The 25423-nt window shown below is 58.2% G+C and carries 21 protein-coding genes; 20 read left to right on the top strand and 1 reads right to left on the bottom strand.

The genetic code is table 11. The features are described from left to right. Positions 1-20: 20 nt before the first annotated feature. The gene (map, locus tag ACJ8IP_RS21370) at positions 21-815 is read right to left on the bottom strand and encodes a type I methionyl aminopeptidase (protein WP_028127527.1); all 795 of its coding nucleotides are present in this window, start codon (positions 813-815) and stop codon (positions 21-23) included. Between the two features lie 345 nt (positions 816-1160). On the opposite strand from map, the gene rpsB reads away from it, so the two are divergent. The 20 genes from rpsB to cadC all read left to right on the top strand — a co-directional run bounded on the left by rpsB (position 1161) and on the right by cadC (position 25272). Further along, positions 1161-1886, top strand: a complete 726-nt coding sequence (rpsB, locus tag ACJ8IP_RS21365) for a 30S ribosomal protein S2 (RefSeq protein ID WP_016929891.1) — start codon at positions 1161-1163, stop codon at positions 1884-1886. Positions 1887-2015: 129 nt separating this feature from the next. Then, a complete protein-coding gene (tsf, locus tag ACJ8IP_RS21360; RefSeq protein ID WP_033644872.1) occupies positions 2016-2867 on the top strand; it encodes a translation elongation factor Ts in 852 nt (283 codons plus the stop codon). Between the two features lie 148 nt (positions 2868-3015). Next, a complete protein-coding gene (gene pyrH, locus ACJ8IP_RS21355) occupies positions 3016-3741 on the top strand; it encodes a UMP kinase (protein WP_004931940.1) in 726 nt (241 codons plus the stop codon). Positions 3742-3860: 119 nt separating this feature from the next. Beyond that, positions 3861-4418, top strand: coding sequence for a ribosome recycling factor (gene frr / locus ACJ8IP_RS21350; RefSeq protein WP_025160240.1), 558 nt, complete (start codon positions 3861-3863; stop codon positions 4416-4418). A gap of 157 nt (positions 4419-4575) precedes the next feature. Further along, the gene (gene ispC / locus ACJ8IP_RS21345; RefSeq protein WP_442524517.1) at positions 4576-5781 is read left to right on the top strand and encodes a 1-deoxy-D-xylulose-5-phosphate reductoisomerase; all 1206 of its coding nucleotides are present in this window, start codon (positions 4576-4578) and stop codon (positions 5779-5781) included. A gap of 268 nt (positions 5782-6049) precedes the next feature. Beyond that, positions 6050-6808 carry a (2E,6E)-farnesyl-diphosphate-specific ditrans,polycis-undecaprenyl-diphosphate synthase gene (ispU, locus tag ACJ8IP_RS21340; RefSeq protein WP_033644874.1) on the top strand — a complete coding sequence of 253 codons (759 nt, stop codon included), beginning with the start codon at positions 6050-6052 and terminating at the stop codon, positions 6806-6808. Positions 6809-6817: 9 nt separating this feature from the next. After that, positions 6818-7660: a phosphatidate cytidylyltransferase gene (cdsA, locus tag ACJ8IP_RS21335; protein ID WP_442524516.1), complete on the top strand. Its 843-nt coding sequence runs from the start codon at positions 6818-6820 to the stop codon at positions 7658-7660. 27 nt (positions 7661-7687) lie between these two features. Then, positions 7688-9043: a sigma E protease regulator RseP gene (rseP, locus tag ACJ8IP_RS21330; RefSeq protein WP_025304033.1), complete on the top strand. Its 1356-nt coding sequence runs from the start codon at positions 7688-7690 to the stop codon at positions 9041-9043. 35 nt (positions 9044-9078) lie between these two features. Beyond that, positions 9079-11505 (top strand): outer membrane protein assembly factor BamA, encoded by a 2427-nt coding sequence (gene bamA, locus ACJ8IP_RS21325; RefSeq protein ID WP_033652498.1) that lies wholly within the window; start codon positions 9079-9081, stop codon positions 11503-11505. A gap of 156 nt (positions 11506-11661) precedes the next feature. Then, positions 11662-12159, top strand: a complete 498-nt coding sequence (skp, locus tag ACJ8IP_RS21320) for a molecular chaperone Skp (protein WP_004931958.1) — start codon at positions 11662-11664, stop codon at positions 12157-12159. 3 nt (positions 12160-12162) lie between these two features. Further along, positions 12163-13185: a UDP-3-O-(3-hydroxymyristoyl)glucosamine N-acyltransferase gene (lpxD, locus tag ACJ8IP_RS21315; protein ID WP_025304030.1), complete on the top strand. Its 1023-nt coding sequence runs from the start codon at positions 12163-12165 to the stop codon at positions 13183-13185. A 160-nt stretch (positions 13186-13345) separates the two neighbouring features. After that, positions 13346-13801 (top strand): 3-hydroxyacyl-ACP dehydratase FabZ, encoded by a 456-nt coding sequence (gene fabZ / locus ACJ8IP_RS21310; RefSeq protein WP_004931962.1) that lies wholly within the window; start codon positions 13346-13348, stop codon positions 13799-13801. Between the two features lie 3 nt (positions 13802-13804). Continuing rightward, on the top strand, positions 13805-14593 hold the full coding sequence (gene lpxA, locus ACJ8IP_RS21305; protein ID WP_033644878.1) for an acyl-ACP--UDP-N-acetylglucosamine O-acyltransferase: 789 nt from the start codon (positions 13805-13807) through the stop codon (positions 14591-14593). A 3-nt stretch (positions 14594-14596) separates the two neighbouring features. Continuing rightward, positions 14597-15745, top strand: coding sequence for a lipid-A-disaccharide synthase (gene lpxB / locus ACJ8IP_RS21300; protein WP_004931967.1), 1149 nt, complete (start codon positions 14597-14599; stop codon positions 15743-15745). Then, positions 15742-16335, top strand: a complete 594-nt coding sequence (gene rnhB, locus ACJ8IP_RS21295) for a ribonuclease HII (protein ID WP_019455763.1) — start codon at positions 15742-15744, stop codon at positions 16333-16335. Before lpxB ends, rnhB begins: the two co-directional genes overlap by 4 nt. Before the next feature lie 77 nt (positions 16336-16412). Further along, positions 16413-19901, top strand: coding sequence for a DNA polymerase III subunit alpha (gene dnaE, locus ACJ8IP_RS21290; RefSeq protein ID WP_033652500.1), 3489 nt, complete (start codon positions 16413-16415; stop codon positions 19899-19901). 12 nt (positions 19902-19913) lie between these two features. Beyond that, entirely contained in the window at positions 19914-20873 is a 960-nt protein-coding gene (gene accA / locus ACJ8IP_RS21285) for an acetyl-CoA carboxylase carboxyl transferase subunit alpha (protein ID WP_004931972.1), read from the top strand. A 111-nt stretch (positions 20874-20984) separates the two neighbouring features. Next, complete coding sequence (locus ACJ8IP_RS21280) at positions 20985-23129, top strand: lysine decarboxylase LdcC (protein WP_042785262.1); 2145 nt, start codon at positions 20985-20987, stop codon at positions 23127-23129. A 107-nt stretch (positions 23130-23236) separates the two neighbouring features. Then, on the top strand, positions 23237-23626 hold the full coding sequence (locus tag ACJ8IP_RS21275) for a VOC family protein (protein WP_033644884.1): 390 nt from the start codon (positions 23237-23239) through the stop codon (positions 23624-23626). Positions 23627-23715: 89 nt separating this feature from the next. After that, positions 23716-25272: a lysine decarboxylation/transport transcriptional activator CadC gene (cadC, locus tag ACJ8IP_RS21270; RefSeq protein ID WP_033644885.1), complete on the top strand. Its 1557-nt coding sequence runs from the start codon at positions 23716-23718 to the stop codon at positions 25270-25272. Positions 25273-25423: the final 151 nt, after the last annotated feature.

The raw sequence follows: 25423 nt of genomic DNA, 5'->3' as shown, positions 1-25423 counted from the left end.
CGCGGCGTTCGCCGCGGTGCTTACATCTCGTGCGTAATGATGTTGGGGATGGTGTCATCCTTGCGCAACGTCATTATCTCGCAGCCGTTATCAGTCACCACAATAGTATGCTCATACTGCGCCGACAAGCTGCGATCTTTGGTTTTTACCGTCCAGCCGTCTTTCATGGTGCGGATGCGGTAGTCGCCGGCGTTGACCATCGGTTCGATGGTGAAGGCCATGCCCGGCTGCAGCACCACGCCGCCGTCGTCCGCGTCATAGTGCAGCACCTGCGGCTCTTCGTGGAACACTTCGCCGATGCCGTGGCCGCAGTACTCGCGCACCACGGAGAACTTCTCGGCTTCGACGAATTGCTGGATAGCCTTGCCCAGGGTGCGCAGACGGATGCCCGGTTTGACCATCTTCAGCGCCAGATACAGGCTTTCCTGAGTAACGCGGCACAGGCGCTCGCCCAGAATGGTCGGTTTGCCGACGATGAACATCTTCGAGGTGTCGCCGTGGAAACCGTCTTTAATCACGGTCACGTCGATGTTGACGATGTCGCCGTCTTTCAGCGTTTTGTCGTCGCTCGGGATGCCGTGGCACACCACTTCGTTCACCGAAATGCACACGGATTTCGGGAAGCCGTGATAGCCGAGGCAGGCGGAAATGGCCTGCTGCTCGTTGGTGATGTACTCGTGACAGATACGGTCCAGCTCGCCGGTGGTCACGCCAGGTTTGACGTGCGGCTCGATGATCTCCAGCACTTCGGCGGCCAGGCGGCCGGCCACGCGCATTTTTTGGATGTCATCAGGTGTTTTAATTGAGATTGCCATGAAATTCGTCCGCAGGTGTCGTTATCGTCGACAATAAGAAGCAGTGACTTATGGTATCAGCCCGGCCGGGGGCTGCCAAATTTCATTTCCTGACGCCCGGCGAAACGCAACAAAAGTTGGTGTCGGCGGCAGGTTTATGGTATAAAGCGCGCCGGCGATCCGTGTCTTGGTTCTTGTGACCTGGCGGGAATGAGCCGAAAATACTTTAACTGCACTCATTTTGTGTAAATAACACACACGTATCGGCACATCCGCCGGGGTGCCCTGAGGTGACTTGTCGCCGCCAGGGTCGGCGTTATGGGATACGTGGAGGCATAACCCCAATTAATCTATAGAGGTTTAATCATGGCAACTGTTTCCATGCGCGACATGCTCAAGGCTGGTGTTCACTTTGGTCACCAGACCCGTTACTGGAACCCGAAAATGAAGCCTTTCATCTTCGGCGCTCGTAACAAGGTTCACATCATCAACCTGGAGCAGACCGTACCAATGTTCAACGCCGCTCTGGCTGAACTGAGCAAGATCTCTTCCCGTAAAGGCAAGATCCTGTTCGTTGGTACCAAACGCGCAGCAAGCGAAGCGGTAAAAGACGCTGCGAACAGCTGTGACCAGTTCTTCGTGAACCACCGCTGGTTGGGTGGCATGCTGACTAACTGGAAAACCGTTCGTCAGTCCATCAAGCGTTTGAAAGATCTGGAAATCCAGTCTCAAGACGGCACCCTGGACAAGCTGACCAAGAAAGAAGCGCTGATGCGCACTCGTGAACTGGCCAAGCTGGAAAACTCCCTGGGCGGTATCAAAGATATGGGCGGTCTGCCAGACGCACTGTTCGTTATCGATGCCGATCACGAGCACATCGCGATCAAAGAAGCCAACAACCTGGGTATCCCGGTATTCTCTATCGTTGATACCAACTCCAACCCAGACGGCGTTGACTTCATCATCCCTGGTAACGACGACGCAATCCGTGCAGTAAACCTGTACCTGACTGCTGTTGCTGCCGCTGTGCGTGAAGGTCGTTCTCAAGATCTGGCCGTTCAGGCGGAAGAAGGCTTCGTAGAAGCTGAATAATAAGGCAAGCTCGTCACTGAGCCCTTATTAACCAGGTATTGACATATGTTGGTTAGGGGGGCCTGTAAAGGCCCCCTTTGCTTATCTGAATGAGAACTGTCTCCACGCGAGATAACCGAGGAAAAATAAATGGCTGATATTACCGCTGCCCTGGTAAAAGAACTGCGCGAGCGTACCGGCGCTGGCATGATGGATTGCAAGAAGGCGCTGGTTGAATCCAACGGCGACATCGAACTGGCAATCGAAAACATGCGTAAGTCCGGTGCGATCAAAGCCGCTAAAAAAGCAGGCAACGTAGCTGCTGACGGCGTGATCAAAACCAAGATCGAAGGCAACTACGGCATCATTCTGGAAGTTAACTGCCAGACTGACTTCGTTGCGAAAGACGCCGGTTTCCAGGCGTTCGCCGACAAAGTGCTGGATGCCGCTATGGCCGGCAAAATCACTGACGTTGACGTGCTGAAAGCACAGTTCGAAGAAGAGCGCGTAGCGCTGGTGGCAAAAATCGGCGAAAACATCAACATTCGTCGCGTTGCTTCCCTGGAAGGCGACGTGCTGGGCAGCTACCTGCACGGCGCGCGCATTGGCGTTCTGGTTGCGGCTAAAGGCGCTGACGAAGAGCTGGTTAAGCAAATCGCAATGCACATTGCGGCGAGCAAGCCAGAGTTCGTGAAGCCAGAAGACGTGTCTGCTGAAGTGGTAGAAAAAGAGTACCAGGTTCAGCTGGACATCGCCATGCAGTCCGGCAAGCCGAAAGAAATCGCAGAGAAAATGGTTGAAGGCCGCATGAAGAAATTCACCGGCGAAGTTTCTCTGACCGGTCAGCCTTTCGTTATGGATCCGAGCAAATCCGTTGCTCAGGTGCTGAAAGAGCACAACGCTGACGTGACCAACTTCATTCGCTTCGAAGTGGGCGAAGGCATCGAGAAAGTCGAAACCGACTTCGCTGCTGAAGTTGCCGCGATGAGCAAACAGTCTTAATGACTGTCGATGGAACCGCCGTCTGGCGGTTCCATACTATCCAGCCAGAATTACACCGGTGGCAGGCCCTGCAGCGTGATGCTCACCTCAGGCGCGTTTCATCGGCTGAAATCCCCAATACTAATACTGCTTCTTAGGACAGAACACCATGGCAACCAATGCAAAACCCGTATATCAGCGTATTCTGCTTAAACTGAGTGGCGAAGCCCTGCAAGGTGCAGAAGGTTTTGGTATCGACGCCAGCGTTTTGGATCGCATGGCTCAGGAAGTGAAAGAGCTGGTCGAACTGGGAATTCAGGTCGGTGTAGTTATTGGCGGCGGGAACTTGTTCCGCGGCGCGGGGTTGGCGCAAGCCGGCATGAACCGCGTAGTGGGCGACCACATGGGAATGCTGGCTACCGTGATGAACGGCCTGGCTATGCGTGATGCACTGCACCGTGCCTATGTGAACGCCCGCCTGATGTCAGCGATCCCGCTGAACGGCGTATGTGATAATTACAGCTGGGCAGAGGCTATCAGCCTGCTGCGCAACAACCGCGTGGTGATCTTCTCCGCCGGTACCGGCAACCCGTTCTTTACCACCGATTCCGCAGCTTGCCTGCGCGGCATCGAGATCGAAGCGGACGTGGTGCTGAAAGCCACCAAAGTGGATGGCGTATACTCCGCCGATCCGGTGAAAAACCCGGATGCGACGCTGTATGAACAATTAACCTATCAGGACGTGCTGGAGCGCGAGCTGAAAGTGATGGATCTGGCGGCGTTTACGCTGGCCCGCGATCACGGTCTGCCGATCCGCGTGTTCAACATGAACAAGCCCGGTGCGCTGCGCCGCGTGGTGATGGGTGAGAACGAAGGTACGCTGATCAGCAAATAAGGCTGTTCACACCTCTTTTTCGGAGCGCGTGACGCCAGGCGCCGCGCGCTCTTCGAGTACGATTACGGGCTATACTTGAGTATCGCCTGCCAAGTAACCAGCTTCCAAGGGTTTGCAACGTGACTAATGAAATCAGAAAAGATGCTGATTCACGCATGGAAAAAAGCGTAGAAGCATTCAAAAACCAAATCAGCAAGATCCGTACCGGCCGCGCTTCTCCAAGCATTCTGGACGGCATCATGGTGGAATACTACGGCGCCGCTACGCCGCTGCGTCAGCTGGCCAACGTGACCGTGGAAGACTCCCGCACGCTGAAAATCAACGTATTCGACCGCAGCCTGAGCCAGGCCGTTGAGAAAGCGATCATGAGCTCCGATCTGGGCCTCAACCCGTCTTCCGCCGGTTCTGACATTCGCGTTCCGCTGCCTCCGCTGACCGAAGAACGTCGTAAGGATCTGATCAAGATCGTGCGCGGCGAAGCCGAGCAGGGCCGCGTAGCGGTGCGTAACGTGCGTCGCGACGCCAACGACAAGGTCAAGGCGCTGCTGAAAGATAAAGAGATCAGCGAAGACGAAGAGCGTCGTTCACAAGACGAGATTCAGAAAATGACCGACGCTTACATCAAGCTGGTCGACGCCGCGCTGGCGGAGAAAGAAAAAGAGCTGATGGAATTCTAATCAGCATCGCGCAGAAAAAAAGCGTCGCCTGGGCGGCGCTTTGTTTTTTGTGGCGCAGATCCCGTTTCATCGTACTGAAAGATCATGGACAAGCGGTGTCCAAGGTTCCACACTGGAGCACCTCCGATCTCATCAGACAGTTATTCAGAGTGAACTCATGAAGCAACTGACCATTCTTGGCTCGACCGGCTCGGTAGGGACCAGCACCCTGGCCGTGGTCAGGGCGAATCTCGACCGTTTTGCGATCAAAGCGCTGGTGGCCGGCCGCAACGTTGCGGTCATGGCGCAGCAATGCATGGAATTTCGGCCCGCGTTTGCCGCGATGGCGGATGAAAGCGCCGCGCGCGCGCTGCGCGCTATCCTGGCGGAGAACGGTGTCGCTACCGAAGTGTTGGCTGGGGAACAAGCGGCCTGTGAATTGGCCGCTTTGGATGACGTCGATCAAGTGACGGCGGCCATCGTCGGCGCCGCGGGGCTGTTGCCGACGCTGGCGGCGATCCGCGCGGGCAAGCAGGTGCTGCTGGCCAACAAAGAGTCGCTGGTCACCTGCGGGCGTCTGTTTATGGACGCAGTGCGGCAAAGCCAGGCGCAACTGCTGCCGCTCGACAGCGAGCACAACGCGATTTTTCAGAGTTTGCCTGAGAACATTCAGCGTCAGTTGGGATACTCTTCACTGGACAGTCATGGTGTTTCGCGCATCGTGCTTACCGGTTCCGGCGGCCCGTTCCGCACCACGCCGTTGGAACAGTTCGCCGCGATGACGCCGGATCAAGCCTGCGCCCATCCGAACTGGTCGATGGGTCGCAAGATCTCGGTGGATTCCGCCACCATGATGAACAAAGGTCTGGAATACATTGAGGCCCGCTGGCTGTTTAACGCCTCGGCCGAGCAAATGGAAGTGATCCTGCACCCGCAGTCGGTGATTCACTCAATGGTGCGCTATGCCGACGGCAGCGTGCTGGCGCAGTTGGGGACGCCGGATATGCGCACGCCAATCGCTCACGCGATGGCGTATCCGCAGCGTGTGAATTCCGGTGTGGAAGCGCTGGACTTCTGCCGTATCGGTTCGCTGACCTTCGCCGAACCGGAGCGTGAGCGTTATCCTTGCCTGTATTTGGCGATCGAAGCGTTCGATGCCGGCCAGGCGGCCACCACCGCGCTGAACGCGGCCAACGAAATCGCCGTGGCGGCATTTTTGCAGCAGCAGATTCGCTTTACCGATATCGCGGCGGTCAATCGCCAGGTGGTGGAACGTCTCGCGCTGCAGGAACCGACGAGCATCGAAGCGGTCTTAGACATTGACCGTCAGGCGCGCGCCGCCGCTGAGGAGCAGGTTCGCGCGTTGTGCGGCCGATCACGGTGATTATCCGATTTTGCTCGTAATTCGCGTGCGCCGCAGCGGGGCCGTTTGTTCATGCCCCGCTGAGGTGGTATAGTCTGCGCCACCTGTCAGCGGTTATACCGTTGAATTATGGCCCGATTGGCGCCTTGTGCGTCAATGGCGGCCCGGCTGCGCCGGGTGTCGCAAGGGCAGGCTGAAAGCCGTGTCGGGCACACGGCTTTTTTTGCGCGTAAGGGCCTGATGTTCCGGAAAGGCAGTTATATTTCTATTGAGGAAATAAGTACGAGTTATGTCGTCCGCAAACCAACAAGAGGCTAATCCATCTTCCCCGGGGCCGCGCCATGTCGCCATTATCATGGACGGTAACGGACGCTGGGCCAAACGTCAGGGCAAGTTACGTGTCTTCGGTCATAAAGCAGGGGTGAAATCGGTTCGCCGCGCGGTCAGTTTTGCCGCCAGCCACCATTTAGATGCGCTCACGCTTTATGCCTTCAGCAGCGAAAACTGGAACCGTCCGGTGCAGGAAGTCTCTGCCCTGATGGAGCTTTTTGTCCGCGCTTTGGATAGTGAAGTAAAAAGCCTGCATAAACATAACGTCAGGCTGCGAGTGATCGGCGATATCAGCCGATTCAGCGCGCGTTTGCAGGAGCGGATCCGCCGCTCTGAAGCTCTGACGGAAAATAACGATGGCCTGACGCTCAATATCGCTGCCAACTACGGCGGCCGTTGGGATATCATTCAGGGAGTAAGGGAACTGGCCGAACAGGTACGGGTAGGCGAGTTGCACCCGGATCAGATCAGCGAGGAATTATTGAACGAGCGGGTTTGCATGAGCGACCTGGCGCCGGTGGATCTGGTTATCCGCACCGGTGGCGAGCATCGCATCAGTAATTTCCTGCTGTGGCAAATCGCCTATGCTGAACTTTACTTTACTGATGTGCTCTGGCCTGATTTCGATGAACTTGTCTTTGAAGGTGCGCTGAATGCATTTGCACAACGTGAGCGCCGCTTCGGGGGAACAACACCTAACGGCGCCGATGCGTCCTAGGGAGAACTTTTGCTGAAGTATCGCCTCATAACTGCTCTGATTTTAATCCCGATCGTTATCGCGGCGCTGTTCCTGTTGCCGCCGTTGGCCTTTGCTCTGGTAACGCTCGTCGTGTGCATGTTAGCTGCCTGGGAGTGGGGCCAATTGGCCGGTTTTACCTCCCGTTCGCAGCGCATCTGGTTGGCGATACTGTGCGGTTTTCTGCTTGCGCTGATGATGCTCAGCGTCCCCGCTTACCATCAATCCGTGCCGCAGATAAGCGGCTCGCTGTGGCTGTCGTTGGCCTGGTGGCTGGCGGCGTTGCTGTTGGTGCTGTTCTATCCCGGCTCGGCCGCTATGTGGCGCAATTCGCGCCCGCTGCGCCTGCTGTTTGGCCTGCTGACCATCGTGCCGTTTTTCTGGGGCATGCTGGCGCTGCGCCAGTTCGGCTACGAGCAAAACCCGTTTACCGGCGCCTGGTGGCTGCTGTACGTGATGTTGCTGGTGTGGGGCGCAGATTCCGGCGCCTACATGTTCGGCAAGCTGTTCGGCAAGCATAAGCTGGCGCCGAAGGTCTCACCGGGCAAAACGTGGGAAGGGTTGATCGGCGGGTTGCTGACGTCGGCGGTGATCTCGTGGCTGTTCGGCCGCTACGCGCCGCTGAACGTGGTGCCGACCACGCTGCTGGCCTGTTCGGTGATCGCCGCGCTGGCTTCGGTGCTGGGCGATTTGACCGAAAGCATGTTCAAACGCGAAGCGGGCATCAAGGACAGCGGGCATTTGATTCCCGGTCATGGCGGCATACTGGATCGTATCGACAGCCTGACCGCGGCGGTGCCGGTGTTTGCCTGCCTGATGCTGTTGGTGTTTTAATCCGTCGATGACGGAAAGTGAGGGATGATGGTCAGCGTGCTTTGGAACCTGGTGGCGTTTCTGATTGCGCTCGGTATCTTGATTACCGTGCATGAGTTCGGACACTTTTGGGTTGCCCGTCGTTGCGGCGTGCGCGTTGAACGCTTCTCCATCGGCTTTGGCCGGGCGCTGTGGCGCCGAACCGATCGCCAGGGCACCGAGTACGTTATCGCTCTGATCCCGCTCGGCGGCTACGTGAAGATGCTGGACGAGCGCGTGGAGTCGGTGGCGCCGGAGATGCGCCACCAGGCCTTCAACAATAAAACCGTCTGGCAGCGCGCGGCCATCATCAGCGCCGGCCCCATCGCCAACTTCCTGTTTGCTATCCTTGCCTACTGGCTGGTGTTCATCATCGGCGTGCCGAGTTTCCGTCCGGTGATCGGCGAAATCGCGCCGCAATCGATCGCCGCCAAGGCTGAAATTTCGTCTGGCATGGAACTAAAGTCGGTTGACGGCATCGAAACGCCTGATTGGGAGTCAGTTCGTCTGGCGCTGGTGGCGAAGATTGGCGATGCGCAAACCGAAGTCGGCGTAGCGCCGTTCGGCTCTTCGCAGGTGGTGACCAAAACCCTGGACTTGCGCCAGTGGAACTTTGAACCGGACAAGCAGGATCCCGTTGTCGCGCTGGGGATTATGCCGCGCGGCCCGCAGATCGAATCCGTGTTGGCGGAAGTGCAGCCGAACTCGGCGGCGCAAAAGGCGGGTTTACAAGCGGGGGACAGGATCGTTAAAGTCGATGGTCAGCCGTTGGGTCGTTGGCAGACGCTGGTGAAGCGTATCCACGATGGCCCGGGGCAACCGCTGGCTTTGGAGATTGAAAGAAACGGCGCCCCCTTGTCTTTGACGCTGATACCGGATACAAAGCCGGTGGGAAAAGACAAATCGGTGGGGTTTGCAGGCATCATTCCAAAGGTGCTGCCGCTGCCGGAAGAGTATAAGACGATTCGCCAGTATGGACCGTTCCCGGCGCTGTATCAGGCCGGCGACAAGACCTGGCAGCTGATGCGGCTGACGGTCAACATGCTGGGCAAATTAATAACCGGTGATGTAAAGCTGAACAACCTGAGTGGCCCGATCTCGATTGCACAGGGAGCTGGGGCGTCAGCCGGAGTCGGATTCGTGTATTATCTGATGTTCCTGGCGTTGATTAGCGTCAACCTGGGGATCATCAACCTGTTCCCATTACCGGTGTTAGATGGTGGGCATCTCCTCTTCCTGGCGATAGAAAAGCTGAAGGGTGGGCCGGTTTCCGAGCGAGTACAGGACTACAGCTACCGCATAGGTTCGATCGTGTTGGTGTTGTTGATGGGTCTTGCACTTTTCAATGATTTTTCCCGCCTTTAGGGGCGGGGATAGGTTAGGAAGAACGCATAACAACGATGGCGATGAAAAAGTTGCTCATAGCGTCGCTGCTGTTTGGCAGCGCCACCGTATACGGTGCAGACGGGTTCGTAGTGAAAGACATTCATTTCGAAGGCCTGCAGCGAGTCGCCGTCGGTGCGGCGTTACTCAACATGCCGGTTCGCGTCGGCGATACCGTCACTGACGATGACATCAGTAATACCATTCGTGCCTTGTTTGCCACCGGCAACTTCGAGGACGTGCGCGTACTGCGCGATGGTAATACCTTGATCGTGCAGGTGAAGGAACGTCCTACCATCGCCAGCATCACTTTCTCCGGCAACAAGTCGGTGAAGGATGACATGCTCAAGCAAAACCTGGAAGCCTCCGGCGTCCGGGTGGGCGAGGCGCTTGACCGCACCACGATTTCCAGCATTGAAAAAGGGCTGGAAGACTTCTATTACAGCGTTGGTAAATACAGCGCCTCGGTGAAAGCCGTGGTCACGCCGTTGCCGCGCAACCGTGTCGACCTGAAGCTGGTGTTCACGGAAGGGGTCTCCGCCAAGATTCAACAAATCAACATCGTCGGCAACCACGCCTTCACCAACGACGAACTGATCTCGCGCTTCCAGCTGCGTGACGAAGTGCCGTGGTGGAACCTGGTCGGCGATCGCAAATACCAGAAGCAAAAACTGGCGGGCGATCTCGAAACCCTGCGCAGCTTCTATCTGGATCGCGGCTATGCCCGCTTTAACATCGATTCTACCCAGGTGAGCCTGACGCCGGATAAAAAAGGCATCTACATCACCATCAACATCACCGAAGGCGATCAGTACAAGCTTTCTGATGTTGTCGTGAACGGCAACCTGGCCGGCCACTCGGCGGAAGTCGCTCAGATCACCAAAATCGAGCCGGGCGAGCTGTATAACGGCAGCAAAGTGACCAAAATGGAAGACAACATCAAAACGATGTTGGGCCGTTATGGTTACGCCTACCCGCGCGTCGGCACCCAGCCGGAGATCAATGACGCGGATAAAACCGTCAAGCTGCACGTCAACGTTGACGCGGGCAACCGTTTCTACGTGCGCCGCATCAAGTTCGAAGGCAACGACACCAGCAAGGATTCCGTACTGCGTCGCGAAATGCGCCAGATGGAAGGCGCCTGGCTCGGCAACGAGCAGGTCGAGCAGGGCAAGGAGCGTCTGAACCGCCTGGGCTACTTCGAAACGGTCGACGTGGAAACCCAGCGCGTGCCGGGCACTGCCGATCAGGTCGACGTGACCTACAAGGTGAAAGAACGCAACACCGGTACCTTTAACTTCGGCGTCGGTTACGGCACCGAGAGCGGCGTCAGCTTCCAGGCCGGCGTGCAGCAGGATAACTGGTTGGGTACCGGCTACTCGGTCGGCATCAGCGGCACCAAGAACGATTACCAGACGTATACCGAATTCTCGGTCACCAACCCGTACTTCACCGTTGACGGTGTGAGCCTGGGCGGCCGCGTCTTCTACAACGACTTTAAAGCGGATAACGCGGACCTGTCCGACTACACCAACAAGAGTTACGGTGTTGACGGCACGCTGGGCTTCCCGATCAACGAAAACAACTCGTTGCGCACCGGCCTGGGCTATGTCCACAACGGCCTGTCGAACATGCAGCCGCAGATCGCCATGTGGCGTTACCTCGACTCGATGGGCGTGGATGCGAACAAGACCGACCGCGCCAGCTACTCGACGGACGACTTTACCCTGAACCTGGGCTGGACCTACAACAACCTGGACCGCGGCTACTTCCCGACTTCGGGTAACCGCACCACGTTGAACGGCAAGGTCACCATTCCGGGCTCGGACAACGAATACTACAAGGTGACGCTGGACAGCGTACAGTACGTGCCGATCAACGACGACCGCACCTGGGTGCTGTTGGGTCGCGGCCGCCTGGGTTACGCGGATGGGCTGGGCGGCAAGGAAATGCCGTTCTACGAGAACTTCTACGCCGGTGGTTCGAGCACCGTGCGTGGTTTCCAGTCCAACACCATTGGTCCGAAGGCGGTGTACTACAACTCCAATTCGTACCAGTGCCAGTTCAACGCCGGCAGCACCACCGATCGTCAGAGCATCTGTGGTTCGGATGACGCGGTGGGCGGTAACGCCATGGCGGTAGCCAGCCTGGAGTTGATCACCCCAACGCCGTTCATCAGCGAGAAATACGCCAACTCTGTGCGCACGTCGCTGTTCATCGATGCGGGTACCGTGTGGGATACCAAGTGGAAGAATACCAACGAGACGCTGATGTACGGCGTGCCGGACTACAGCAAGGCCAGCAATATTCGTTCTTCCGCCGGTATCGCGCTGCAGTGGATGTCGCCATTGGGGCCATTGGTGTTCTCTTACGCCAACCCGATCAAGAAATACGAAGGCGACAAGTCCGAACAGTTCCAGTTTAACATCGGTAAGACCTGGTAACGGGTCTCGCCTCTGGGCATAACAGTTATTAAGAATCGCAATGGCCAGGCGCCCGCCGGCAGAGGGAGATGATTCTCATTGTTTGGTGGGACAAGTCTGGCAAATTGTGTACTTCAGTGTCATATGACACAAATGGGTGATGGTAAGGAGTTTATAGTGAAAAAGTGGTTGTGTGCCGCAGGCCTCGGTTTAGCAATGGCTGCTTCAGCTGGCGTTCAGGCAGCAGATAAGATCGCTGTCGTTAACGTCTCCAGCATTTTCCAACAGCTGCCGGCCCGCGAAGCGGTCGCTAAACAGCTGGAAAACGAGTTTAAAGGCCGTGCAAGCGAACTCCAGAACATGGAACGTAGCCTGCAGACCAAAATGCAACGTCTGCAGCGTGACGGCGCTACCATGAAAGCCAGCGACCGCAGCAAGTTGGAAAAAGACGTGATGGCGCAGCGCGAGCAGTTCTCTCAGAAAGCCCAGGCTTTCGAGCAGGACAACCGTCGTCGCCAGATGGAAGAGCGTAACAAGATCCTGAGCCGCATTCAGGACGCGGTGAAATCTGTCGCGAGCAAAGGCGGTTATGACGTGGTGATCGACGCCAACGCCGTTGCCTATGCAGACTCTTCCAAAGATATCACTGCTGACGTGCTGAAACAGGTTAAATAACACATGCTTTCAATTCGACTGGCTGATTTAGCGCAGCAGTTGGATGCACAATTGCACGGTGATGGCGATCTCGTCATCACCGGCATTGCTTCTATGCATTCGGCACAGCCTGGCCAAATCACGTTTTTGTCAAACAGCCGCTATCAAGAGCAGCTGTCTTCCTGCCAGGCAAGCGCCGTGGTGCTTACCGAAGCGGATTTACCACACTGCCGTGCTGCGGCGCTGGTGGTTAAGAACCCTTACCTGACCTATGCGCGCATGGCGCAGCTGATGGACACCACGCCGTCGCCGGCTCAGGATATCGCGCCAAGCGCGGTGATCTCGCCTGAAGCGCAGCTGGGGCAGAACGTCGCCATTGGGGCGAACGCGGTGATCGAGTCGGGTGCGGTGCTTGGCGATAACGTGGTTATCGGCCCGGGCTGCTTCATCGGCAAACACGCACGCATCGGCGCGGGAACGCGTCTGTGGGCGAACGTAACGATTTATCATGCGGTCGAAATCGGCCAGCGCTGCCTGATTCAGTCGGGCACCGTGATCGGCGCAGACGGTTTCGGCTATGCGAATGAGCGCGGCGAGTGGATCAAGATCCCTCAGTTGGGCACGGTGATTATCGGCGATCGCGTCGAAATCGGCGCTTGCACCACCATTGACCGCGGCGCTTTGGATAACACCCAAATCGGGAATGGTGTTATCATCGACAACCAATGCCAGATTGCACATAACGTCGTGATTGGCGACAATACCGCCGTCGCCGGCGGTGTGATCATGGCCGGCAGCCTGAAAATCGGCCGCTACTGCCAGATTGGCGGCGCCAGCGTGATCAACGGTCACATGGAAATTGCCGACAAGGTTGTTGTTACCGGAATGGGAATGGTTATGCGACCAATCACCGAACCTGGGGTATACTCTTCGGGCATTCCGTTGCAGCCTAACAAGGTTTGGCGTAAAACCGCTGCGTTGGTAATGAATATCGATGAGATCAGCAAGCGCTTGAAAGCTGTCGAACGTAAAGTCGGAAAAGACTAGTCATTGCCGCCCGCTCTCGCGGGTACAAAACGAAACGCGTTGGTCGTGAGACCAAAAGCGCAAAGAGATGTTAATTTGCGGCCTGCATGATGATCTCCTTTTGGGGTCAGCGCAGGCCGTGTTGTTGATGCCATCAGTTTTTAGAGACAGGAAGAGTATTTTGACTACTGACACTCATACTCTGGATATTGCAGAAATTTTGGATCTGCTTCCTCACCGTTACCCGTTCTTGCTGGTCGACCGCGTCCTCGAGTTTGAAGAGCACAAATATCTGCGTGCGGTGAAGAACGTATCGGTGAATGAACCGTTTTTCCAGGGCCACTTCCCTGGCAAACCGATTTTCCCAGGCGTATTGATCCTGGAAGCCATGGCGCAGGCCACCGGCATCCTGGCGTTTAAAAGCGTCGGCAAACTGGAACCGGGCGAGCTGTATTACTTCGCCGGTATCGATGAAGCTCGCTTCAAGCGCCCTGTGGTGCCAGGCGATCAGATGGTCATGGAAGTCACCTTCGAGAAAACTCGCCGCGGTCTGACTCGCTTCAAAGGCGTGGCGACCGTTGACGGTAAAATTGTCTGCGAAGCAACCATGATGTGTGCCCGCAGCCGGGAGGCTTAATCCGTGATTGACCAAACCGCCTTTATCCATCCTAGCGCGATAGTCGAAGAAGGCGCCGTGATTGGCGCCGGCGTGCATATCGGCCCTTTCTGCTACGTCGGCTCCCAGGTGGAAATCGGCGCCGGCACGGTGCTGAAATCCCACGTGGTGGTGAACGGCATTACCAAGATTGGCCGCGATAACCAGATTTATCAGTTCGCCTCTATCGGCGAAGTGAATCAGGATCTGAAATACGCGGGCGAGCCGACGCGTGTGGAAGTGGGCGATCGCAATCGCATCCGCGAAAGCGTCACCATCCACCGCGGCACCGCGCAGGGCACCGGCCTGACCAAAGTGGGCAACGATAACCTGCTGATGGTCAACGTGCACGTCGCCCACGACTGTGTAGTTGGCAACGCTTGCGTGCTGGCCAACAACGCCACGCTGGCGGGGCATGTGGAAATCGACGATCACGCCATCATCGGCGGCATGACGGCGATCCATCAGTTCTGCATTATCGGCGCGCATGTGATGGTAGGCGGTTGTTCCGGTGTCGCTCAGGACGTGCCTCCGTTCGTCATCGCTCAGGGCAACCACGCTACGCCGTTCGGCGTCAACGCGGTCGGCCTCAAGCGCCGCGGTTTTGACAAGGATGAAATGCAGGCGATCCGCAACGCCTACAAAATCCTGTATCGCAGCGAAAAAACGCTGGATGAAGCGAAAGCGGAAATCGAAGCCCTGGCCAAAGAGCAGCCGGTGGTGCAGCAGTACCTCGATTTCTTCACCCGTTCCACCCGTGGCATCATTCGCTGAGTTATGTCGAATCGTCCATTGACTATCGGATTGGTCGCCGGAGAAACCTCCGGTGACATTCTCGGCGCCGGTTTGATCCGTGCGCTCAAGGCGCAGATCCCTGACGCGCGTTTCGTTGGCGTCGCCGGCCCGCTGATGCAGGCCGAAGGGTGCGAAGCCTGGTACGAAATGGAAGAGCTGGCGGTAATGGGCGTGGTGGAAGTGCTCGAGCGCTTGCCACGCCTGTTGAAGATCCGCAAGGATCTCACCCGCCGCTTCGGTGAGCTGCGGCCGGACGTGTTTGTCGGCATCGACGCGCCGGACTTCAACATCACGCTGGAAGGCCGCCTCAAGCAGCGCGGCATTCGCACCATCCACTATGTCAGCCCTTCCGTGTGGGCCTGGCGACAAAAGCGCGTTTTCAAAATAGGCAAAGCCACCGATTTGGTGCTGGCCTTTCTCCCTTTCGAAAAAGCGTTTTACGATCGTTTCAACGTCCCCTGCCGGTTTATCGGTCACACCATGGCGGACGCTATGCCGCTGCAGCCCGATCGGTTGGCGGCGCGCGCTCAGCTTGGCATCGCTCCGCAGGCGCGCTGTTTGGCCTTGTTGCCGGGCAGCCGCGGCGCCGAAGTCGAGATGCTGAGCGCCGACTTCCTCAAAACCGCGCAGCTGCTGCGTACGCGTTATCCCGAGCTGGAAGTGGTGGTGCCGCTGGTCAACGCCAAACGGCGTGAGCAGTTTGAGCGCATCAAGGCCGAAGTGGCGCCGGATCTGACCGTACACCTGCTGAATGGGCAGGGGCGTGAAGCGATGATCGCCAGCGACGCGGCGCTGCTGGCATCCGGCACGGCGGCGCTGGAATGCATGCTGGCCAAGTGCCCGATGGTCGTGGGCTATCGCATGAAGCCGTTCACTTTCTGGTTGGCGCAGAAGCTGGTGAAAACGCCTTATGTCTCGCTGCCGAATCTGCTGGCGGGGCGGGAGATCGTCACCGAACTGCTGCAGCATGACTGCGTCCCGGACAAACTGGCTGCCGCCGTGATGCCGCTGCTGGAAGAGAGCCCGGAAACCGACGCGCTGAAACAGACTTTCCTTACCTTGCACCAAAGCATCCGTTGCGGTGCGGACGAACAGGCCGCTCAGGCTGTGTTGGAGCTGGCGAAAGCATGATTGAACCCTTTATCTATCCCGCTGCCACGCTGATTGCCGGTGTGGACGAAGTGGGCCGCGGCCCGTTGGTCGGCGCGGTGGTCACCGCCGCCGTGATCCTCGATCCGGCGCAGCCGATCGTCGGGCTGGCAGACTCCAAAAAGCTCAGTGAAAAACGCCGGCTGGCGCTGTATGACGAAATCGTCGCCAAAGCGCTCTCCTGGAGCCTGGGGCGCGCCGAACCGGCGGAAATCGACCAGCTGAACATTTTGCACGCCACCATGTTGGCGATGCAGCGCGCGGTGGCCGGGTTGCATATCGCGCCGGACATGGTTTTAATCGACGGTAACCGTTGCCCGAGCTTGCCGATGCGTTCGCAGGCGGTGGTGAAGGGCGACAGCCGCGTGGCGGAAATCAGCGCGGCGTCCATTCTGGCGAAGGTCACGCGCGATCGCGAAATGGCCGAGCTGGACAGCGAGTTCCCGGACTACGGTTTCGCGCAGCATAAAGGCTACCCGACCGCCTTCCACCTGGAGCGGCTGGCCGCGCTGGGCGCCACCGAGCATCATCGCCGCAGCTTCGCGCCGGTGAAAAGGGCGCTCGCGCTGTAGCCTGCGAGCCTGACCGGCTCGACGATAGCATTAACCCGGGCTCAGCACGCTGAGCCCCTTCAATCAGGTATCTGGAGATGGCCGAACCTCGTTTTATTCACCTGCGCGTCCACAGTGACTACTCCATGATTGATGGATTGGCCAAGACGGCGCCGCTGGTGAAAAGAGCCGCCGCGTTAGCCATGCCTGCTCTGGCAATCACCGATTTCACCAACCTGTGCGGGCTGGTGAAGTTCTACGGCAGCGCGCACGGCGCCGGGATCAAACCGATCATCGGCGCGGATTTCCATGTGCAAAGCGAAGTCTTGGGCGACGAACTCGCTCAACTGACGGTGCTGGCCAGCAACAACGAAGGCTACCAGAACCTGACGCTGCTGATTTCCCGCGCCTATCAGCGCGGCTACGGCGCCGCCGGCCCGATCATCGATCGCGACTGGCTGATTGAACATCGCGAAGGGCTGATCCTGCTCTCCGGCGCGCGTCAGGGCGACGTCGGCAAGTTCCTGCTGCGCGGCAACCAGGCGCAGGTGGATCAGTGTCTGGATTTCTACCAGCAATATTTCCCGGACTGCTACTACCTGGAGTTGATCCGCACCGGCCGTCCGGATGAAGAGAACTATCTGCATGCGGCGGTGGCGCTGGCCACCGAGCGCGGTTTGCCTGTGGTGGCCACTAACGACGTGCGTTTCCTGGTGGAAGATGACTTTGACGCTCATGAGATCCGCGTCGCCATCCACGACGGCTTTACGCTGGACGATCCCAAGCGGCCGCGCAACTACAGCCCGCAACAATACATGCGCAGCGAAGACGAGATGTGCGAGCTGTTCGCCGACATCCCGGAAGCGCTGCTGAACAGCGTCGAAATCGCCAAACGCTGTAACGTCACCATTCGCCTCGGCGAGTACTTCCTGCCGCAGTTCCCGACCGGCGATATGAGCACCGAGGACTTCCTGGTACTCAAATCGAAAGAGGGGCTGGAAGAGCGCCTCGAGTTCCTGTTCCCCGATCCTGAAGTGCGCGCGCAGCGCCGCCCGGAATACGACGAGCGTCTGGACGTCGAGCTGAAAGTGATCAACCAGATGGGGTTCCCCGGCTACTTCCTGATCGTGATGGAATTTATCCAGTGGTCGAAGGACAACAACGTGCCGGTGGGCCCAGGGCGAGGCTCCGGCGCCGGTTCGCTGGTGGCCTATGCGTTGAAAATCACCGACCTCGATCCGCTGGAATTCGACCTGCTGTTCGAACGCTTCCTGAACCCGGAACGTGTCTCGATGCCCGACTTCGACGTCGACTTCTGCATGGAGAAGCGCGATCAGGTAATCGAGCACGTGGCGGAGATGTACGGCCGCGAAGCGGTATCGCAGATCATCACCTTCGGCACCATGGCGGCGAAAGCGGTTATCCGCGACGTAGGCCGCGTGTTGGGGCACCCGTACGGGTTCGTCGATCGCATCTCCAAACTGGTGCCGCCGGATCCGGGCATGACGCTGGAGAAAGCCTTCGCCGCCGAACCGCAGCTGCCGGAGATTTACGAGGCCGACGAAGAGGTCAAAGCGCTGATCGACATGGCGCGCAAGCTGGAAGGGGTGACGCGCAACGCCGGTAAACACGCCGGTGGCGTGGTGATCGCGCCGACCAAGATCACCGACTTCGCGCCGCTGTACTGCGATGCCGAAGGGAACCACCCGGTGACCCAGTTCGACAAGAACGACGTGGAATACGCCGGGCTGGTGAAGTTCGACTTCCTCGGTCTGCGCACCCTGACCATCATCGACTGGGCGCTGGAGATGATCAACGCCCGGCGCGCCAAGACCGGGCTGGAACCGATCGACATCGCCGCCATCCCGCTCGACGACAAGAAAAGCTTCGACATGCTGCAGCGTTCGGAAACCACGGCGGTGTTCCAGCTTGAATCGCGCGGCATGAAAGATTTGATCAAACGTCTGAAGCCCGACTGCTTCGAAGACATGATCGCACTGGTTGCGCTGTTCCGTCCGGGGCCGCTGCAGTCGGGCATGGTGGATAACTTCATCGACCGCAAACATGGCCGCGAAGAGATCTCCTACCCGGACATTCAGTGGCAGCATGAGTCGCTCAAGCCGGTGCTGGAGCCGACCTACGGCATCATCCTGTATCAGGAACAGGTGATGCAGATTGCCCAGGTGCTGGCCGGCTATACGCTGGGCGGCGCGGACATGCTGCGCCGTGCGATGGGTAAAAAGAACCCGGTCGAAATGGCCAAGCAGCGCGGCGGCTTTGAAGACGGCGCCAAAGCGCGCGGCATCGACGGCGAACTGTCGGTGAAAATCTTCGACCTGGTGGAGAAATTCGCCGGTTATGGCTTCAACAAATCGCACTCCGCCGCCTACGCGCTGGTGTCGTACCAGACGCTGTGGCTGAAGGCGCACTATCCGGCCGAGTTTATGGCGGCGGTGATGACCGCCGATATGGACAACACCGACAAAGTGGTGGGGCTGGTGGACGAATGCTGGCGCATGGGGCTGAAGATCCTGCCGCCGGACATCAATAGCGGCCTGTATCACTTCCACGTCAACGACGACGGCGAGATCGTTTACGGCATCGGCGCCATCAAGGGCGTGGGGGAAGGGCCGATCGAAGCCATTATCGAAGCGCGCAACAGCGGCGAGCAAGGTTATTTCAAAGACCTGTTCGATCTCTGCGCGCGCTCCGACATCAAGAAACTGAACCGCCGCATTCTGGAAAAACTGATCATGTCCGGGGCGTTCGATCGCCTTGGGCCACACCGCGCCGCGCTGATGAATTCGCTCGGCGACGCGTTGAAAGCGGCGGATCAGCATGCGAAAGCCGAAGCTATCGGCCAGGTGGACATGTTTGGCGTGCTGGCGGAAGCGCCGGAGCAGGTGGAGCAATCCTACGCCAACATCGCGCCCTGGCCGGAGCAGGTGGTGTTGGACGGTGAACGGGAAACGCTGGGGCTGTACCTGACCGGCCACCCGATCACCCAATACCTCAAGGAGATCGAACGTTACGCCGGTGGCCAGCGTTTGAAAGACATGCACCCGACGGATCGGGGCAAAATGACTACCGCCGTCGGGTTGGTGGTCGCCGCGCGGGTGATGGTGACCAAGCGCGGCAACCGCATCGGCATCTGTACGCTGGATGACCGTTCGGGCCGTCTGGAAGTGATGCTATTCACCGAAGCGTTAGAAAAATACCAGCATTTGTTGGAAAAAGACCGTATCCTTATCGCCAGTGGACAGGTCAGCTTTGATGACTTTAGCGGCGGGCTTAAAATGATGGCCCGCGAGGTAATGGACATCAGTGAAGCCCGGGAAAAATACGCTCGCGGGCTTGCTATCTCGCTGACTGACAGGCAAATTGATGACCAGCTTTTGAACCGTCTCCGTCAGTCGTTGGAACCCCATCGCTCGGGGACGATTCCAGTGCATCTCTACTATCAACGGGAAGATGCGCGAGCCAAGCTGCGTTTTGGCGCAACCTGGCGCGTGACGCCCACCGACCGCTTGTTGATAGACTTGCGGACGTTGGTAGGCAATGAGCAGGTGGACTTGGAATTTGACTAAAATAGGAATGCTATGAGTCTGAATTTTCTTGATTTTGAACAGCCGATTGCAGAGCTGGAAGCGAAAATTGACTCGCTGACTGCAGTCAGCCGTCAAGACGAAAAATTAGATATTAATCTGGACGAAGAGGTTCAGCGCCTGCGTGAAAAGAGCGTTGAGCTGACGCGCAAGATTTTTGCCGATCTTGGGGCCTGGCAGATTGCCCAATTGGCACGCCACCCGCGCCGTCCTTATACCCTGGATTATATCAAACACATCTTTACCGACTTCGAAGAGTTGGCGGGCGATCGCGCTTACGCCGACGACAAAGCGATCGTCGGGGGGATTGCGCGTCTGGATGGCCGCCCGGTGATGATCATCGGGCACCAAAAAGGCCGTGAGACCAAAGAGAAGATCCGCCGCAACTTCGGCATGCCGGCGCCGGAAGGCTACCGCAAGGCGCTGCGCCTGATGGAAATGGCCGCCCGCTTCAAAATGCCGATCATCACCTTTATCGATACCCCGGGCGCTTATCCGGGCGTGGGCGCGGAAGAACGCGGCCAGTCGGAAGCCATCGCGCGCAACCTGCGTGAGATGTCGCGCCTGAACGTACCGGTCATCTGCACCGTCATCGGTGAAGGCGGCTCGGGCGGCGCGCTGGCGATCGGCGTGGGCGACAAGGTGAACATGCTGCAGTACAGCACCTACTCGGTGATTTCGCCGGAAGGCTGCGCCTCCATCCTGTGGAAGAGCGCCGACAAGGCGCCGCTGGCCGCGGAAGCGATGGGCATCACCGCGCCGCGTCTGAAAGAGCTGAAGCTGATCGACTCGGTGATCCCGGAGCCGCTGGGTTCCGCGCACCGCGACGTGCCGGCGATGGCCGCCGCGCTGAAAGCGCAGCTGCTGGCCGATCTGAAAGATCTGGATGGCCTGAACGACGAAGAGTTGCTCAACCGCCGTTACCAGCGTCTGATGAACTACGGCTACTGCTGAGTTGCGATCTTCACGGTAATAAACCGCCTTCGGGCGGTTTTTTTTTGGCTACACACCGCCGGATTTTCGTGGTGTTATAGAGACTTGGCCGTTAACTGACAGGAGCTGCCGATGAATATCATCGCCATCATGGGCCCGACGGGCGTCTACTACAAAGATGAGCCGATCCGCGAGCTCCACGCGGCGCTGGGCGCGATGGGATTCCAGCTGGTATACCCCAAAAACAGCGGTGACCTGCTGAAGCTGATCGAAGCCAATGCCCGCATCTGCGGCGTGATCTTCGACTGGGACGATTACAGCCTGGAGCTGTGCAGCGAGATCAACGAGCTGAACGAATACCTGCCGCTGTACGCCTTTATCAATACCCACTCCACCTTCGACGTCAGCCTGCATGAAATGCGCATGGTGCTCTATTTCTTCGAGTATGGCCTGAATGCGGCGGACGATATCGCGCAGCGCATCCAGCAATACACGGCGGAATACATCGACACCATTACGCCGCCGCTGACCAAGGCGCTGTTCAACTACGTGCGCGAAGGAAAGTACACCTTTTGCACGCCGGGCCACATGGCCGGCACCGCGTTCCAGAAAAGCCCGGTGGGCTGCCTGTTCTATGACTTCTTCGGCGCCAATACCCTGAAGGCCGACATCTCGATTTCGGTCACCGAGCTCGGGTCGCTGCTGGATCACACCGGCCCGCATCTGGAGGCCGAAGAGTACATCGCGCGCACCTTCAATGCCGAGCAGAGCTATCTGGTCACCAACGGCACCTCCACCGCCAACAAGATCGTCGGCATGTATTCAGCGCCGGCGGGCAGCACGGTGCTGATCGACCGCAACTGCCACAAATCGCTGTGCCACCTGCTGATGATGAGCGATATCGTGCCGATCTATCTGCGCCCGCTGCGCAACGCCTACGGCATCCTCGGCGGCATTCCGCAGCGCGAGTTTACCCGCGCCAGCATCGCCGCCCGGGTGCAGGAGACCCCGAACGCCACCTGGCCGGTGCATGCGGTGATCACCAATTCCACCTATGACGGCCTGCTGTACAACACCGACTACATCAAGCAGACGCTGGAGGTGCCGTCGATCCACTTCGACTCCGCCTGGGTGCCTTACACCAACTTCCACCCGATTTACGACGGCAAGAGCGGCATGAGCGGCGATCGGGTGCCCGGTAAGGTTTTCTACGAAACCCAATCCACCCACAAGCTGCTGGCGGCCTTCTCGCAGGCCTCGATGATTCATATCAAGGGCGACTACGACGAGAGCACCTTCAACGAAGCCTACATGATGCACACCACCACTTCGCCGCACTACGGCATCGTGGCGTCGATGGAAACCGCCGCCGCCATGCTGCGCGGCAATCCGGGGCGCCGCTTGATCAACCGTTCGGTGGAGCGCGCGCTGCATTTTCGCCGTGAAGTGCAGCGGCTGCGCGAGGAAAGCGACAGCTGGTTCTTCGATATCTGGCAGCCGGAAGAGATCGATGAAGCGCAGTGCTGGCCGCTGGATCCGGACGATAACTGGCACGGTTTCGGCCAGACCGATCGCGATCATATGTATCTCGATCCGATCAAGGTGACGATCCTGACGCCGGGCATGAATGAGCTGGGGGCGCTGGAGGAAGAGGGGATCCCGGCGGCGCTGGTGGCGAAGTACCTCGACGAGCGCGGCATCGTGGTGGAGAAGACCGGGCCGTACAACCTGCTGTTCCTGTTCAGCATCGGCATCGATAAAACCAAGGCGATGAGCCTGCTGCGCGGCCTGACCGACTTCAAGCGCGCCTACGATCTCAACCTGCGGGTGAAGAACATGCTGCCGGATCTGTACGCCGAGGATCCGGATTTCTATCGCCACATGCGCATCCAGGATCTGGCCGCCGGTATTCATCGCCTGATCTGCCAACACGATCTGCCGCGCCTGATGCAGCGGGCGTTTGACGTGCTGCCGGAAATGAAGCTGACGCCGCACCAGATGTTCCAGGAGCAGGTGCGCGGCAATGTGGAAACCTGCGAGCTGGATCAGTTGGTGGGCAAAGTGGCGGCCAATATGATCCTGCCTTATCCGCCGGGCGTGCCGCTGGTGATGCCGGGGGAAATGATCACCGAAGAGAGCCGGGCGGTGCTCGATTTCCTGCTGATGCTGTGCTCGATCGGCGAGCGCTATCCCGGTTTTGAAACCGATATCCACGGCGCCAAGCTGACGGAGGACGGACGCTATCTGGTGAAGGTGCTGAAAGCCCCGCAGCCATAAGGCCATAATGCGCCCGGCGGTTTGGAAAGATGCGCCGGGCTTCCTCATTGACGGCCTCATCGCCGCCGGATACCGTGCACCATCAGAATGAACAGGAGAGGGTTTCTATGCTGGCATTACGTCAGGTGCATCACATCGCGATCATTGGCGCGGACTACACCGCCAGTAAGCATTTCTATTGCGACATTCTCGGCTTTACCCTGCTGAGTGAAGTTTACCGCGAGGAGCGTGACTCCTGGAAAGCGGATCTGGCGCTCAACGGGCAATACACCCTCGAGCTGTTTTCTTTCCCTTCGCCGCCGGCCCGCGTCAGCCGCCCGGAGGCTTGCGGCCTGCGCCATCTGGCGTTCAGCGTTGACGATATAGACCAAGCCATCGCCCATCTGCAGGCGGCCGGCGTCGCCTGCGAACCGGTACGCGTCGATCCTTATACTCAATCTCGTTTTACCTTTTTCAGCGATCCCGATGGTTTACCGTTAGAATTATACGAGAGTTAACGGCTTAATCGCCTCCCGGCGGCCACAGCCGGGGGCGATTATGCTATGATCGCGCCCTTGCCCCACATGCCTACAGAGTTATTTCCGCCATGCAAGAGCCTGCTTTTCGCGTCGGGGAGTGGCTGGTTACCCCTGCCGACAACACCATCAGCCGTGACGGCCGCCAGAAAACGCTGGAACCGCGCCTGATCGACATGCTGTGCTATTTCGCCCGGCACCCCGATGTGGTGTTGAGCCGCGACGAGCTGATCGATAGCGTTTGGAAGCGCAATATCGTCACTAATCACGTGGTGACCCAATGCATTTCAGAACTGCGCAAATACCTGAAAGACGGCGACAGCGACAGTCCGGAATACATTATCACCGTGCCTAAGCGCGGGTATAAGTTGGCGGCTTCGGTGATCTGGTGTGAAGACGGGGAGTCGCAGCCCGCCCCTGCGCCGGCGCCGCAGATTGCGGTGATCATGCATGAGCCGGAAGACGGCAGCGATGATGAAGACGATACGCCGTACGTGCCGCCGAGCCGGACCCGAACGCCGGTTGCCGCGCCCGGCGAAAAGCAGCCGCGCTTTTATCGCCGCTCGACGTTCTGGGTGTGGCTGGCGTTTCTGGCGGCGCTCAGCGTCTGCGTGGCGTTTGTCGGCATCGCCACGTTGTCGCAACGCGTGCCGGTATCGACCATGCCGGTGCTGCTTAACCCGCGCGATATCGATATCCGCATTCAGGGCGGCGAGAGCTGCAGCAACTGGATGCCGCAGCTCTCCTATGTGGTGGGCGTCAGCGAGCTGATCACCGATTCGCTCAACACCTACTCGACCTTCCTGGTGCACGACCAAACCAATTACAACTATTCCGGCCCCAGCAACTCCGGCAAGTCGCTGTATATCGAGTTCGTTAATCAGCGCCACTACCGCGCCCAGCAGTGTTTCCTGTCCGTACGGCTGGTGGATAACGCCGACAGCTCAATCATGTTGGACAAGCGTTACTTCATTACCGCCGATAACCAGCTGAAGATCCAAAGCGACTTCCTTGCCAGCCTGTCCGCCGCGCTGAAACAGCCCTGGCCGCCGCAGCTGGAACAGCGTCTGGCACAGCTGCTGCCGGACAACGGGCCGCTGCTGCAGCGCTTCTACCAGGCGCATCAATTGTTGATCCACGGCGACGCCGATTCGTTGACTCGCGCCAGCGCGCAGCTGAGCGAGCTGATTAAAAGCGCGCCTAATTTCCACTACCTGCTGGCGGAAAAAGCGCTGGTGGATGTGCTGCGCAACTCTTATCAACCGTTCGACAGCCAGGGGCTGGCGCAATTGCGCGCCGATATCAGCCATCTGGCGACGATCCCCGAATTGAAAAATACGCCGATCGTGCAGCAAGTTCTGGCGGTTGATGCGCTGGCGCAGGGACGCATTGACGATGCGCACCGGGCGATCGAGCTGGGGATTGAGTTGCAAATGTCGTGGCTGAATTATGTGCTGCTGGGCAAAGTGTATGAAATGCAGGGGCAGAATCATTTGGCGGCGGATTCTTATATTACCGCGTTCAACCTGCGCCCCGGTGAAGATACCTTGCATTGGATCACCAATGGCGTATTCCAGACGTCATTGACCAACGTGGTGCCTTATTTAAATAACTATCAGCGCCAATAATTCACCAGAACCACGCCGCCATTATTCTCAGGGAATTCCGGCGGCGTTATTTATTGGTGAAGACATGTTGCGCCATTGTGTTATTTTGCTGCGCAATGTCGTTCCTTTTCAGCCGTTTGTTATTCGTGATTAACCTGGTTATTATCCTGTT

The organism is Serratia sp. CY52157, assembly GCF_052168495.1.
In the GTDB taxonomy this organism is placed as follows: Bacteria; Pseudomonadota; Gammaproteobacteria; order Enterobacterales; family Enterobacteriaceae; genus Serratia; species Serratia ureilytica.
The sequence above is the reverse complement of the archived record's forward strand: the minus strand, read 5'-3'. Positions and strand labels throughout refer to the sequence as shown.

Coding starts and splice junctions, on each gene's coding strand:
- map (WP_028127527.1), bottom strand. CDS start 815: ATGGCAATCTCAATTAAAACACCTGATGACATCCAAAAAATGCGCGTG.
- rpsB (WP_016929891.1), top strand. CDS start 1,161: ATGGCAACTGTTTCCATGCGCGACATGCTCAAGGCTGGTGTTCACTTT.
- tsf (WP_033644872.1), top strand. CDS start 2,016: ATGGCTGATATTACCGCTGCCCTGGTAAAAGAACTGCGCGAGCGTACC.
- pyrH (WP_004931940.1), top strand. CDS start 3,016: ATGGCAACCAATGCAAAACCCGTATATCAGCGTATTCTGCTTAAACTG.
- ispC (WP_442524517.1), top strand. CDS start 4,576: ATGAAGCAACTGACCATTCTTGGCTCGACCGGCTCGGTAGGGACCAGC.
- ispU (WP_033644874.1), top strand. CDS start 6,050: ATGTCGTCCGCAAACCAACAAGAGGCTAATCCATCTTCCCCGGGGCCG.
- rseP (WP_025304033.1), top strand. CDS start 7,688: ATGGTCAGCGTGCTTTGGAACCTGGTGGCGTTTCTGATTGCGCTCGGT.
- bamA (WP_033652498.1), top strand. CDS start 9,079: ATGGCGATGAAAAAGTTGCTCATAGCGTCGCTGCTGTTTGGCAGCGCC.
- lpxD (WP_025304030.1), top strand. CDS start 12,163: ATGCTTTCAATTCGACTGGCTGATTTAGCGCAGCAGTTGGATGCACAA.
- lpxB (WP_004931967.1), top strand. CDS start 14,597: ATGTCGAATCGTCCATTGACTATCGGATTGGTCGCCGGAGAAACCTCC.
- rnhB (WP_019455763.1), top strand. CDS start 15,742: ATGATTGAACCCTTTATCTATCCCGCTGCCACGCTGATTGCCGGTGTG.
- dnaE (WP_033652500.1), top strand. CDS start 16,413: ATGGCCGAACCTCGTTTTATTCACCTGCGCGTCCACAGTGACTACTCC.
- accA (WP_004931972.1), top strand. CDS start 19,914: ATGAGTCTGAATTTTCTTGATTTTGAACAGCCGATTGCAGAGCTGGAA.
- ACJ8IP_RS21280 (WP_042785262.1), top strand. CDS start 20,985: ATGAATATCATCGCCATCATGGGCCCGACGGGCGTCTACTACAAAGAT.
- ACJ8IP_RS21275 (WP_033644884.1), top strand. CDS start 23,237: ATGCTGGCATTACGTCAGGTGCATCACATCGCGATCATTGGCGCGGAC.
- cadC (WP_033644885.1), top strand. CDS start 23,716: ATGCAAGAGCCTGCTTTTCGCGTCGGGGAGTGGCTGGTTACCCCTGCC.